The following is a 12,440-nucleotide window of genomic DNA, read 5'->3' as shown; positions in this document are numbered from 1 at the left end:
TCCATGACAACCACCGCCCCCGCCCCAGCCCCGGGCAGGGAGAAGGTGACGGACCGGGACCGGTCGCCCGCCGGGCGCGCGCCCGAACGCGCCGATCACTCCCGCGAGCGCGTCCGCGGCCTCGACCGGGTCTGGCTGCTCGTCTTCCTGGCCCCCTTCCTCCTGCTCTACCTCGGCTTCACCATCTGGCCGCTGGCCGCGACGGTCTACTACTCCTTCTTCGACTGGTCGGGCATCGGCCCCATCGAGAACTTCGTCGGGGCGGGCAACTACGGCTCGATCCTGGTCGACCCGCTGTTCTGGGTCTCGGTCGCCAACACGCTGGTCTTCGCCCTGCTGACCACCGTCATCAAGCTCCCGATCTCGCTGGTGGCGGCGATCCTGCTCACCCGCAAGTGGCTGCGCGGCAAGCGGTTCTTCCGGACCATGTTCTTCGCGCCGCTCATCATCCCCGTCGCCATGGCGGGCCTGGTCTTCACCTACCTGCTCAACCCGTCCAACGGCGCGCTGAACGCGATCCTGCGTGACCTCGGCCTGGTCGACCAGGGGTTCGACGTGTTCGCCAACCGGTGGAGCGCGCTGCTCGTGCTCGTGCTGGTCTCCGTCTGGCAGATCTTCGGCCAGTACATGATCTACTGGATCGCGGCGCTGCAGAACGTGCCGGAGGAGGTCTACGAGGCGGCCGCCATCGACGGGGCGAGCGAGTGGAAGAAGCTCACCCGCATCACGCTGCCGATGATCAAGCCGGTCGCCGTGATCATCACCCTGCTCGGCCTCGTGAACGCCATGCACGTCTTCGGCCTCGTCGTCACGCTCACCGCGGGCGGGCCGGGCACCAGCACGTACGTGGTGTCGTACTTCATCTACCAGAACGCCTTCGGCGCGGTGCCGTTCGCCTACGGCTACGCCTCGGCCGCCGCGCTGCTGTTCTCCGTCATCGCCTTCGTCCTGGTCACCGCCCAGGGCGTCGCCGTCCGCCGGGCCCAGCGGCTCAGGAAGGAGTACGGCGTCTGATGACGACGACCACCCAGCCCCCCCGGCGCAGCCATGCCGTCCGGGCCAACCTCATCGCCCTGCCGATCCTGCTGGTCGTCGGGCTCGTGTGGGTCTATCCGTTCCTGTGGACGATCTCGGCGGCGTTCAAGACCCAGGCCGGGATGTTCACCAGCGGCGCGAGCCTGATGCCCGACCAGCTGAACTTCGACAACTTCGTGCGGGCCTGGGTCAACGCCGGGTTCTCCGGATACTTCTTCAACACGGTGCTCTACTCGGTCGCCTCGACCCTCATCGAGCTGGTCAAGGCGGCCCTGTGCGGCTACGTGCTGGCCAGGTACGAGTTCCCCGGCCGCACCCTGCTCTACCGGATGATCGTGGGGACCCTGTTCATCCCCGTCGCCTCGATCATCGTCCCGCAGTTCGTGCTGCTCGAGAACCTCGGCCTGCTGAACACGCGGGCCGGCGTCATCCTGGCCATGTCCGGGGGCGCCGGCGCGCTCTACGTCCTGCTGTTCGTCGGGTTCTTCTCCAGCGTCCCGAGCGACCTGTTCGAGGCGGCCAAGCTCGACGGGGCCGGCTTCCTCAAGACGTTCCGGCTCATCCTCCCGCTGGCCAAGCCGGTCATCGCGGTGGTGGTCATCTTCCAGTTCATCAGCAGCTGGAACGAGTTCAACATCCCGCTGGTGTTCACGCTCGGCCAGCCCGACCTGCAGAACCTCGCCGTCGGGATGCTGTCCTTCCAGGGCGAGCACGCCACCGACTGGACCGGGTTCGCCGCCGGGATGACGATCTCGTTCCTGCCGATGCTGATGATCTTCCTGTTCTTCCAGAACTACTTCACGCGCGGCCTGGCCGGCGCCACGAAGGGGTGACAGTCCGTTTGGAGATGAGGCACGGGGCGTTCGCCTACACCTGGGACCTGGTGGGCGACCCCGCGGCGGCCGAGCGCATCGCCGAGCTCGGCGTGAGCACGGTGACCCTGCAGGCCGCGTACCACTCGGTCCGGGCCACCACCCCATGGCATCCGAGCCACCGCATCGTGCAGGCCGACCACGCGGCGGCCTACTTCCGGCTGCGCCCCGACCGCTGGCGCGGGCGGCTGCGGCCGTACCCGCCGGGCTGGGGGGTGCCGGACGAGGACAGGTTCGGCACGGCGCTGGCCGCGCTGGCGGGGGCCGGGCTGCGGGCCGAGGCCTGGATGGTGCTCACGCACTCCTCGGTGCTGGGCCGCGAAGCACCCGACCTGACCGTCAGGAACGCCTACGGCGAGTCCTACCCCTACGCGCTCTGCCCCGCCCAGCCCGCCGTCCACGACTACGCGCTCACCCTCGTGAGCGAGGTCTGCGAGCAGTACGACGTGCCCGCGCTGATGCTGGAGGCGTGCGGCTGGCTGGGCGCGGAGCACGCCGGCCACCACGAGAAGACCTCCGGCGCCTACCTGTCCGCCTGCGGCCGGGCGCTGCTGTCGCTCTGCCTCTGCCCGGCCTGCCGGGCGGGGCTGGCCGGGCGCGGCCTGGACGTCGAGGAGCTGGCGCGCGACGTGCGCGCCGCCGTGGACGGAGAGCTCCAGCGGGGCGTCCCGGCCGGGGCGAGCCTGGGCGACGCGCTCGGCCACGAGCGCGCCCAGGCTCTGTACGATCACCGCGGCCGCGTCATCGGCGACCTGGTCCGCGCCGTGGCGGCGACGGCCGGCGGACGCGAGCTGCTGCTCATGGCCACCGACGACCCGCAGGTCACCGGCCCCGACGTGGGGATCGACCTGGCCTCCTTCGACGCGCCGGTCGACGCGTACGTGCTCAAGTGCTGGGGCCCGGAGGAGGCGGCCCTGGCCCAGGTGAAGGCTGCGGCGAGTCGCACCGGGGTGCCCCTCGTCGCCAACCTGACCGTGCTGGAGGACGGCCATGCCAGGGTCCCGGCCCTGGCCGCCGACCTCGTCGCCGCGGGAGCGCGGCAGCTACGTTACTACCACGCCGGGCTGGGCTCACCCGCCCGCCTGGCCAGCGTGCGGGCGGCGGCTCGCGTGAAGGAGAGACAATGCTGAACGGCGTGTACGTGATGGACCCGAACCGCTTCGACGACGTCTACGGCCCGCAGGCCCGAGAGGCGATCGAGCGGCACCTGGCCATCGCCTCGCCCCCGCTCACCGCCGACCGGCTCACCCCCGACGTGCTGAGCGACCTCGACGTGCTGGTCACCGGGTGGGGAGCACCCAAGCTGGACCCCGACCTGCTCGCCGCCGCGCCCAAGCTCTCGCTGGTGCTGTACGGGGCGGGCTCCATCCGCTCGATGGTCACCCCGGAGATGTGGGCCAGGGGAGTGCGGGTCACCTCGGCGGCCACGGCCAACGCCGAGCCCGTCGCCGAGTTCGCGCTCTCGCAGATCCTGTACGCGCTCAAGCACGGCTGGCGCTACGTGCTGGCCGCCCGCGCCGCCGCCGCCACCGCACCGCGCGGGCCCGAGCTCGGGGCGTACGGCGCGACGGTCGGGCTGCTCTCGCTCGGCGCGACGGGCCGGGCCACGGCGCGGCTGCTCGCCCATCACCGCCTCGACGTGCAGGCATACGACCCGTACGCCGACCCGGAGCAGGCCGAGCGGCTCGGCGTGCGCCTCGTCGGCCTGGCGGAGCTGTTCGCCACCTCCGACGTGGTCAGCCTGCACTCGCCGCTCACCCCTGAGACGCACCGCATCGTCGGCACCGAGCTGCTGGAGTCGATGAAGCACGACGCCACCCTGATCAACACGGCGCGCGGCGGCCTCGTCGACGAGGCCGCGCTCGTGGACGTGCTGGGCCGGCGGACCGACCTGTTCGCCGTCCTCGACGTCACCGACCCCGAACCGCCCGTCGCCGGGTCGCCGCTGTTCACGATGCCCAACATCGTCGTCACCCCGCACGTGGCGGGCAGCCTGGGCCACGAGCGCCGCCGCCACGGGGAGGCGATGGCCGACGAGCTGGCCCGCTACGTCGCCGGGGAGCCGCTGCTGTACGAGATCACCGAGTCCGGCCTGGCGAGGAGGGCATGAGCAGCGAAGTCACCCTGGTGCTGCTGCCGCCGCACGATCCGGCCACCGCGGGCTGGCGGGCCCGGCTGGAGCAGGCGGTGCCGGGGCTCGTCGTGCTCCGGCCGGACACCCAGGAGGAGGCGGCGCACGCGCTGGCGGAGGCCGACGCCGCCTACGGCACGCTGCCCGCGGACCTGCTGGCGCACGCCGGTCGGCTGCGCTGGCTGCAGGCCCCGCAGGCCGGGCCGCCTCCGGGGTTCTACCATCCGGCCCTGGTCGCGCACCCCGTGCAGGTCACCAACATGCGTGACACCTACACCGACCACGTGGCCGCGCACGCGCTGGCGCTCGTGCTCGCGCTGGCCAGGGGCCTGCCCAGGTACGTCCGCGAGCAGGCCCGCGCGCGCTGGGCGCCCGACTGGGAGCCCGGCGCCGTGCTCTCCATGAGCGAGGCCACCGCCCTGGTGGTGGGGGTCGGGGCGATCGGGGCCGAGGTCGGCAGGCTGCTGGCGGCGTTCGGCACCAGGGTCGTGGGCGTGGACGCCCGGCGCGGCGGCCCCGTGCCGGGCTTCGCCGAGGTCCTGCCGGCCGACGCCCTCGACCGGCTGCTTCCCGAGGCGGACCTGGTCATCCTGACCGTTCCGCACACGCCCGCCACCGAGGGCCTGATGGACGCGCGGAGGCTGGCGCTGGTCAAACCCGGCGCGTACCTCGTCAACATCGGCCGCGGGCCCACCGTGCGGCTCGACGACCTGGCCGCCGCCCTGTCAGCAGGGCGCCTGGCCGGCGCGGCCCTGGACGTCTTCGAGACCGAGCCGCTGCCCGCCGATCACCCGCTCTGGGGGCGTCCCGACGTGCTCATCACCCCGCACGTGGCGGGCGTGGGGCCGCATGCCGAGGAGCGGCGCTTCGCCGTACTGCTGGAGAACGCCCGCCGGTTCGTGGCCGGGCGCGAACTGATCAATCTGGTCGACAAGTCCGAATGGTACTGATCACGTGAACCGGATAGCACGCGTCGAGACCTTCACCGTGGCCCTGCCCTCGCTGCGCGACTTCGCCGTCGCGGGGGGGTCCGTCGTCCAAGGAGGCCGTCCGGCCATCAGAGTGCTGGTGAAGGTCACGGCCGACGACGGAGCCGTCGGATGGGGTGAGGCCACCCCGATTCCGTCCTGGACGTACGAGACCACCGAGTCCATCGTCTCCACCATCGAGGGCTATCTGGCCCCGGCGGCGGTCGGCCGTCCGCTGTGGGATCTGGACGGGCTCTGCCGCGCCTTCGACCGCACCATCAGCAAGGGCTTCTCGATCGGCATGCCGCTGGCGCGCGCGGCGGTCGACGTGGCCTGCCACGACGCCTTCGCCCGCAGCCGCGGCCTGTCGCTCGGCGAGCTGTGGGGCCGGCGCAGGCGCGACACCATCGAGCTGGCCTGGATCGTGGCCACCGAGTCGGCGGAGGTGGCCGCGGACTCGGTGGCCGAGGGCCGCGCGCACGGCTACCGCCACGTCAAGGTCAAGCTCGGCCTGCACACCGAGGACGAGGACGTGGCGATCGTGGAGGCCGTGCGCGCCGCCGCCCCCGACGCCGTGCTCTGGGTGGACGCCAACCAGGGCTTCACGGCCGCCGCCGCGCTCCGGGTGGCCAGGCGCCTGGCGGACCTGGACGTCGCCGTCTTCGAGCAGCCGCTGCCGTCCAACGACGTTGCCGGCCTGCGCCGCCTGCGTGACGCCAGTCCCATCCCGGTGGCCGTGGACGAGAGCCTGCGCCACCCGAGCGATCTGGCGACGTTCGTCCGGCTCGACGCCATCGACGTCGCCGTCGCCAAGGTGCAGCGCTGCGGCGGTCTGACGCTGGCGCTGCGGCAGTGCCAGCTCGCCGAGGACTGCGGCCTGGCGATCATGGGCTCGGGGCTCACCGAGTCCGACGTCGGGCTGGCCGCCTCGCTCCACCTGTTCGCCGCGTTCGGCGTGGACACGCCGGTCGACCTCAACGGCCGCCAGTTCATCACCAGCCCCTACGCCACTGATCCGGTCATCACGGTCGTCGACGGGGTCGCCCATGTGCCCACCGGTCCCGGGCTGGGGATCGGCGTGGACGAGGAGGCGGTCCGCGCGCTCGCTCTTGGAGCCGGCCCGCGCGTGTTCACGTAACCCCCTTGAGCCCGAGCACCCGGAGCGGGTGGCCGGCTCACATGCCCACGACGTCGAGAGCGGCGGCCGGGCGCTGACGTCGGCCACCCGGGGGTCGTGCTGCTGCGCGCCGGAGGCAGGGGGGAAGCCGGTCAGGTCGTGGGGGCCGGGCGGCGTGGGGCCCGCAGCCCGAGCGCGCGCCGGCCGGCCTCGACGAGGTGCTGGAGCAGGGCGTCGTCGTCGACCTCGACCAGTGCCGGGCTGGCCGCGGCGGCGATGCCGGCCAGCACCACGGTGGCGTTGACGTACCCGGCCGGGCCGGGGGTGACGTCGGCGAGGATGGCGAGCTGGCGGTTGATCAGGTCGCGCGTCTCCGGCTGGCCGCGCAGCAGGTCGATCGCTCCGGGGTCGGTGGCGAGGACGGCGACCATGGCCCGGTGCTCCACGGCGAGGGTGGCGTAGCCGGTGAGCAGCTGCTCGGCGCGTGCGTGAGGGGTGCGTTTCGTCTCGGCCGACTCGACGGCGGCCCGCAACTGGCGCAGCGCGGGCTCGACCACCGCGCTGAGCAGCTCCTCGCGGGTGCGGAAGTGGTGGTAGACGGCGGCCTTGGTGATGCCCATCTCGTCGGCGATCATCTGGAGCGACGTGCCCGCGAAGCTGTGCTGGGCGAACAGGCGAACCGCGACGTCGACGAGACGCTGCCGGGTGTCGGGCGCGATGGACCCCTTTCGAGCGGTTCTCACTGTCACGTCTGCTCCTTCGCGCACTGCCCGATCTCTCTGAGGTCTCCGATCCTAGCTTGCCGATCGGCAAGCTTCCAACCTGCCGATCGGCAAGTGATTTAGCTCACAAGTGCTGGCTCTCCTGCTAGCCGATCGGCTAGGAATGTGCTTGTCGATCGGCTAGGCCGTTCCAAGATCGAAGGAGAGACACATGACGAGAGAGGCGACGGTGTCCGCCCCCGGCTACCCGATGCCGAGGGACGGCGGCTGCCCGTTCCACCCACCGGCGGACGTGCGGCGGCTGACCGCCGAGACGCCCGTCTCCAAGGTGCGGATCTGGGACGGCAGCACGCCGTGGCTGATCACCCGGCACGCCGACCAGCGGGAGCTGCTGAACGATCCGCGCATCAGCATCGACGAGAAACTGCCCGGGTTCCCGCACATGACCCGTGGGCGGGCGGAGACCGCGAAGGCCACCCCGGCCCTGATCGCCAACACCGACGCGCCCGAGCACACCCGCCTGCGCCGGATGGTCAACGCCCCGTTCGCCGTCAAGCGGGTCGAGGCCCTGCGCTCGGCGATCCAGAAGATCACCGACGACCTGATCGACGCCATGCTGGCCGGGCCGAAACCCGCCGACCTCGTCACCGCGCTGGGCCTGCCGGTGCCGACGCTGGTGATCAGCGAGCTGCTGGGCGTGCCGTACGAGGCGCACGAGTTCTTCCACCGCAACAGCACCGTCGCGGTGAGCCACAGCGCGTCGGGGCGGGAGGCGCAGGAGGCGGGCGCCGCGCTCTACGGCTACCTCGACGGCCTGCTGGGGCAGAAGCTGGCCGCTCCCGCCGACGACATGTTGTCGGAGCTGGCCGCCCGGATCAAGGCCGGCGAGATGACCCGCGCCGAGGCCGTCACCATGGGCGTGGCCGTGCTGATCGCCGGGCACGAGACCAGCGCGAGCATGATCTCCCTCGGCACGCTGCTCCTGCTGAGCCACCCCGAACAGCTCGCCGTGCTGCGCGACGCCGACGACCCGAAGGTGGTCGCGAACGCCGTTGAGGAGCTCCTGCGCTACCTGACGATCGTGCACACGGGAGTCCGCCGGATCGCCCTGGCGGACATCGAGATCGGCGGCCAGGTCATCAGGGCCGGGGACGGCATCGTCTTCGACGTGTCCGCCGCGAACTGGGACGCCGGCACGTTCCCCGAGCCCGAGCGGCTCGACCTGGGCCGGGCCGCTCGACAGCACCAGGCGTTCGGGTACGGGCCGCACCAGTGCCTGGGCCAGTCGCTGGCCCGTGTGGAGCTCCAGGTCGTGTACGGCACGCTCTACCGCCGCGTGCCGACACTGCGCCTGGCCGTGCCGATGGGCGAGGTCCAGTTCGCGTTCGAGGGCATCGCGTACGGCCTGCGTTCCCTGCCCGTCACCTGGTGACCGGCGAAATCTCAAGGAAGGAAGAACTCCCATGCGAGTAGAACTGGACGAACCGAAGTGCGTGGCGTCGGGGCAGTGCGTGCTGGCCGCCCCCGAGGTGTTCGACCAGCGGGACGACGACGGCGTCGCGATCCTGCTGGACGAGACTCCCGCCGCCGAGCTGCTGGACGGGGTCCGCGAGGCCGCGGCGATCTGTCCCGCGGCGGCGATCCGGCTGGTGGCGCGGTGAAGCGGGTCCTCGTCGTCGGCGCCTCGGCCGCCGGGCTGGCGGCGGCCGAGACCCTGCGCAGGGAGGGCTTCGACGGCACGCTGACCCTCGTCGGCGACGAGCCGGCCGCCCCCTACGACCGCCCGCCGCTGTCCAAGCAGATCCTCTCGGGGGAGTGGAGCCCGACCCGGCTGCCGCTGCGCGCGCCCGCCGACCTCGACGCGCTCGACCTCGACCTGCGCCTCGGGGCCGCCGCGACCGGTCTTGACCTCGCCGAACGTGCCGTGCGGCTGGCGGACGGCGCCGCGGTGCCGTACGACGGGCTGATCGTGGCCACCGGGGTGCGGCCGCGCCGCCTGCCCGGCCGGGGCGCGCACGTGCTGCGCACCCTGGACGACGCCCTGGCCCTGCGGGGGCGGCTGGAGCCCGGGCGGCGCCTGGCCGTGGTCGGCGCCGGATTCCTCGGGTCGGAGGCCGCGGCGGTGGCCCGCGGGCTCGGCTGCGAGGTCACCCTCCTCGAACCGGCGCCGGTGCCGCTCGCCCACGCCCTCGGCGAACAGGTCGGGCGCGTGCTGTCCCGGGCCCACCTGGAGCACGGCGTGGACCTGCGCACCGGGGTCACCGTGACCGAGGCGGGCAAGGGCGGAGTGCGGCTCGCGGACGGCGGGTCGGTCGAGGCCGACGAGGTCCTGGTCGCCGTCGGCTCCCTGCCGAACACCGAATGGCTGGTCGGCAGCGGCCTGACCGTGGCCGACGGACTGGTGTGCGACGCGTACTGCGCCGCCGCGCCGGACGTGTACGCCGCCGGGGACGTCGCCCGCTGGCACAACCCGCTGTTCGGCACGTCGATGCGGATCGAGCACCGTACGAACGCCGCAGAACAGGGCATGGCCGCCGCCCGCAACCTGCTCCACCCCGAGGCGCGCAAGCCGTTCGCCCCGGTGCCCTACTTCTGGTCCGACCAGTACGACATGAAGGTCCAGGCGTACGGCTACCTGCGCGGCCACGACGGCGTGGCCGTGGTGGAGGGAGACCTGGACGAACGCCGCTTCCTGGCCGCCTACCGCACCGGCGACCGCCTGACCGGGGTGCTCACGGTGGGCCTGCCGCCCAAGGCGATCCGCCCCTGGCGGCAGGCGATCGCGGCCGGCGCCGGCTGGCACGAATCCGACCTCCTGCCCGCCCCCGCCTAGCCATTCCCATCTTCAGAGAGCGAGTCTCCCCATGGCCACGATGAAGTCCGTCCGGACCGGCGCGCAGGGCACGGTCGACGTGGTGGACGTCGAACGTCCCGTCCCCGGCCCCAAGGACGCCCTGCTGCGGATCCGCGCCTGCGGCATCTGCGGCACCGACGTGACCTTCCTGCACCTGGGCGGCATGCCGTTGGGTCCTGGCGGGCAACTGGTCCCGATCCCGCTCGGGCACGAGCCGGCGGGCGAGATCGTCGAGGTGGGGGCCGAGGTCACCACGCTGAAGGCCGGCGACCGCGTCGTCGTCAACCCGCAGTCCGCCCCCTCCGGCATCATCGGCTGCGGCGGCGCGCAGGGCGGCATGAGCGAGTACCTGCTCATCGAGGACGCCGTCGCGGGCAGGAGCGTCGCGGTGCTCCCCGACACGGTGCCGTTCGCCGTCGCCGCGCTCAACGAACCCATGGCGGTCGCCCGCCACTGCGTCAACCGCTCCGGGGCAGGGCCGGGGGACAGGGTCCTGGTGTTCGGCGCCGGGCCCATCGGCCTGGGCGCCGCGATCTGGCTGAAACTGCGCGGGGTCGAGCACGTGGTCGTCGCCGACGTCATCCCGGGGCGCCTGGAGACGGCCCTGGCCGTCGGAGCGGACGCCGTCATCGACTCCTCGCGCGAGGACGTGACCGCGCGCCTGACGGAACTGCACGGCGAGAGCGCCGACTCCCTGGGCCGCCCCCGCCCCGGCACGGACGTCTACATCGACGCCGCGGGCGTGGCCGCCGTCGTCAACACGGCGCTGTCGTCGGCGAAGTGGGGCGCCAAGCTGGTCACGGTGGCCGTGCACAAGAAGCCGGAGCCCATCGACCTGGGCGCGATCCTCGGCAGCGAGCTGACCATCCTCGGCTCCCAGGGCTACCCGACGGAGATCTTCGAGGTGACGCAGGAGATCGTGCGGCACCAGGAGCGCTTCGCCCGGCTGATCAGCCACACCGTTCCCTTCTCCGAGGTCGAGCGCGCCTTCGAGCTCACCCTGACGCCGGGGGCGGCGGAGAAGGTGGTGGTGACCTTCGACGATCAGCCGACGATTTGAGCCTGGTTTGTGGCTTTTATGGCGTTGTTCGGGTGGTCCGGATGACAGCGTGAATGAGTGGGGGCTCATCCGGGGGAGGAGACGCGACGACATGACGAGATGCCGGGTTTCCTGTGTCCTTCTCGTCTCGGCCATGGCCGTCGTGCCGGTGCCCGACGTCGCGGCGGCGGCGCGACAGGCGCAGTGTCCCTCGCCGGGCGCGGCCAGGCCGACGGTCGTGCTGGTGCACGGCGCGTGGGCCGACACCTCCAGTTGGAGCGGGGAGGTGACCGCGCTGCAGCGAGCGGGTTACACCGTGCGGGCCGTGGCCAACCCCCTGCGCGGCCTGACCGGGGACGCGCAGACCGTACGCGACTTCCTGCGGACCCTGTCGGGCTCGGTCGTGCTCGTGGGGCACTCCTACGGAGGATCGGTGATCACGAATGCCGCCGCGGGCGACCCTGACGTCAAGGCGCTGGTGTACGTCAGCGCCGCGGCGCCGGCCGTCGGCGAGACCACGGGGCAGCTCAGCGGCGCCGGCTCGGCGCTCGGCGGTGACCCGGCCACCCTCTACGACCGCTCGGCCTATCCCGGGGCGAGCGGCGGCGCGGCCGACCTGTATCTGAAGCGGGCGGTGTTCCTCCGCTCCTTCGCCCCGGACCTGCCCCGCGAGACGGCCGAGCGGCTGTGGGCCTCCCAGCGGGCCGCCTCGACGGTCGCGTTCACGACACCGTCGAAGGCCGCGGCGTGGAAGACGATTCCGTCCTGGTACTTCATCGCCACCGGCGACCGGATCATCGTGCCGGCCTCGCAGCGGGCGATGGCCAGGCGGGCGGGCTCGAAGGTCACCGAGTTCCCCGGCGGCTCCCACCTCACGCTCATCTCGCACCCGGACGCCGTCACGCGGGTGATCGAGGATGCCATCTGCTCCGTGCGCTGAATCCGGAGCTCCCGCTCCCGCGAACAACACAGAGAAGGGGATCCTGATCATTCGCGGAGGGCGTTCGTGGGCGGTTCACCCGGGGAGAGATGCGCGCAACGGATCGTGGTCGGTGGAGCGGGTGAGCTGTCGGCGTGGCTGCTCGACGGCATGTTCCGGCTCCGCCACAAGGTGTTCTACGAACGCCTCCGCTGGGACGTCGAGAGCCTGCAGGGCAGGGAGCGCGATTCCTACGACGACTGCGATCCGGTCTATGTGATCAGTTACGCGGAGGGCCGCCAGGAGGTCACGGGGTGCTGCCGGCTGCTGCCCACCGTCGGCCCGTACATGCTCCGCGACGTCTTCTCCGAGGCGTTACGCGGCGGCCCGGCTCCCTGCGACCCGGCCGTCTGGGAGCTCAGCCGGCTGGCCACCGGCCGCGGCTGGTCCCGCAGAGCCGCTGCGGGGTTCGGGCCGCTGGCCCGCGCGCTGGTCCGGGAGGCGTTCCGCTGGGTCGATCAGCGGGGTGACACGGTGGTCGCGGTCTCCAGCGTGGCGGTGGAGCGCAGCGTGAACGCCATGGGCGTGCCCACCCGGCGCCTCGGCGACGGTGAGGCGACGCGCCTGGGCACGGTCCTCTGCTCCGCCTACGCCACCTCGACCAGGGATTTCCTGGAGAACGTGCGTCCCGTGCCGGAAGGGGAGCTGGACTGCGGAGGCGGGCGCGAGTGAGGAGGCGGCGCGGCCTTTCACGGCTCGGTGTGCCATCGGCCAAGAGTTCAT

At 72.4% G+C, this 12,440-nt stretch carries 13 protein-coding genes; 12 read left to right on the top strand and 1 reads right to left on the bottom strand.

The features are described from left to right. Window positions 1-3: 3 nt before the first annotated feature. The 6 genes from ABZS69_RS19480 to ABZS69_RS19455 are packed head-to-tail and all read left to right on the top strand — an operon-like array spanning window position 4 to window position 6,144. Window positions 4-1,014: a sugar ABC transporter permease gene (locus ABZS69_RS19480; RefSeq protein WP_355373937.1), complete on the top strand. Its 1,011-nt coding sequence runs from the start codon at window positions 4-6 to the stop codon at window positions 1,012-1,014. Further along, window positions 1,014-1,868, top strand: coding sequence for a carbohydrate ABC transporter permease (locus ABZS69_RS19475; protein ID WP_355373934.1), 855 nt, complete (start codon window positions 1,014-1,016; stop codon window positions 1,866-1,868). Before ABZS69_RS19480 ends, ABZS69_RS19475 begins: the two co-directional genes overlap by 1 nt. Before the next feature lie 14 nt (window positions 1,869-1,882). Beyond that, window positions 1,883-3,037 (top strand): hypothetical protein, encoded by a 1,155-nt coding sequence (locus ABZS69_RS19470; RefSeq protein ID WP_355374196.1) that lies wholly within the window; start codon window positions 1,883-1,885, stop codon window positions 3,035-3,037. Beyond that, window positions 3,031-4,017, top strand: a complete 987-nt coding sequence (locus ABZS69_RS19465; protein WP_355373931.1) for a hydroxyacid dehydrogenase — start codon at window positions 3,031-3,033, stop codon at window positions 4,015-4,017. Before ABZS69_RS19470 ends, ABZS69_RS19465 begins: the two co-directional genes overlap by 7 nt. After that, window positions 4,014-4,988 (top strand): D-2-hydroxyacid dehydrogenase, encoded by a 975-nt coding sequence (locus ABZS69_RS19460; protein ID WP_355373928.1) that lies wholly within the window; start codon window positions 4,014-4,016, stop codon window positions 4,986-4,988. Before ABZS69_RS19465 ends, ABZS69_RS19460 begins: the two co-directional genes overlap by 4 nt. A gap of 4 nt (window positions 4,989-4,992) precedes the next feature. Next, complete coding sequence (locus tag ABZS69_RS19455; protein ID WP_355373925.1) at window positions 4,993-6,144, top strand: enolase C-terminal domain-like protein; 1,152 nt, start codon at window positions 4,993-4,995, stop codon at window positions 6,142-6,144. 131 nt (window positions 6,145-6,275) lie between these two features. Here the strand turns inward: ABZS69_RS19455 and ABZS69_RS19450 are convergent, their stop codons facing one another. Further along, a complete protein-coding gene (locus tag ABZS69_RS19450; protein ID WP_355373922.1) occupies window positions 6,276-6,872 on the bottom strand; it encodes a helix-turn-helix domain-containing protein in 597 nt (198 codons plus the stop codon). A 184-nt stretch (window positions 6,873-7,056) separates the two neighbouring features. Here ABZS69_RS19450 and ABZS69_RS19445 point away from each other — a divergent pair, with 184 nt between their 5' ends. The 6 genes from ABZS69_RS19445 (at window position 7,057) to ABZS69_RS19420 (ending at window position 12,389) form a co-directional block, all read left to right on the top strand. Then, window positions 7,057-8,277 carry a cytochrome P450 gene (locus ABZS69_RS19445; RefSeq protein WP_355373919.1) on the top strand — a complete coding sequence of 407 codons (1,221 nt, stop codon included), beginning with the start codon at window positions 7,057-7,059 and terminating at the stop codon, window positions 8,275-8,277. A gap of 31 nt (window positions 8,278-8,308) precedes the next feature. Then, window positions 8,309-8,506 carry a ferredoxin gene (locus tag ABZS69_RS19440; RefSeq protein ID WP_355373916.1) on the top strand — a complete coding sequence of 66 codons (198 nt, stop codon included), beginning with the start codon at window positions 8,309-8,311 and terminating at the stop codon, window positions 8,504-8,506. After that, window positions 8,503-9,678, top strand: a complete 1,176-nt coding sequence (locus ABZS69_RS19435; RefSeq protein ID WP_355373914.1) for an FAD-dependent oxidoreductase — start codon at window positions 8,503-8,505, stop codon at window positions 9,676-9,678. The genes ABZS69_RS19440 and ABZS69_RS19435 overlap by 4 nt, the downstream gene beginning before the upstream one ends. A 31-nt stretch (window positions 9,679-9,709) precedes the next feature. Next, window positions 9,710-10,759, top strand: coding sequence for a zinc-binding dehydrogenase (locus ABZS69_RS19430; protein ID WP_355373911.1), 1,050 nt, complete (start codon window positions 9,710-9,712; stop codon window positions 10,757-10,759). Window positions 10,760-10,892: 133 nt separating this feature from the next. Next, the gene (locus ABZS69_RS19425; protein WP_355373908.1) at window positions 10,893-11,678 is read left to right on the top strand and encodes an alpha/beta hydrolase; all 786 of its coding nucleotides are present in this window, start codon (window positions 10,893-10,895) and stop codon (window positions 11,676-11,678) included. 105 nt (window positions 11,679-11,783) lie between these two features. Continuing rightward, window positions 11,784-12,389 carry an acyl-homoserine-lactone synthase gene (locus ABZS69_RS19420; protein WP_355373905.1) on the top strand — a complete coding sequence of 202 codons (606 nt, stop codon included), beginning with the start codon at window positions 11,784-11,786 and terminating at the stop codon, window positions 12,387-12,389. The last annotated feature ends 51 nt before the right edge of the window (window positions 12,390-12,440 follow it).

The organism is Nonomuraea sp. NPDC005650 (assembly GCF_040605375.1).
Lineage (GTDB): Bacteria > Actinomycetota > Actinomycetes > Streptosporangiales > Streptosporangiaceae > Nonomuraea.
Note: the sequence above shows the minus strand (reverse complement) of the source record. Positions and strands in the feature narration are given on the sequence as shown.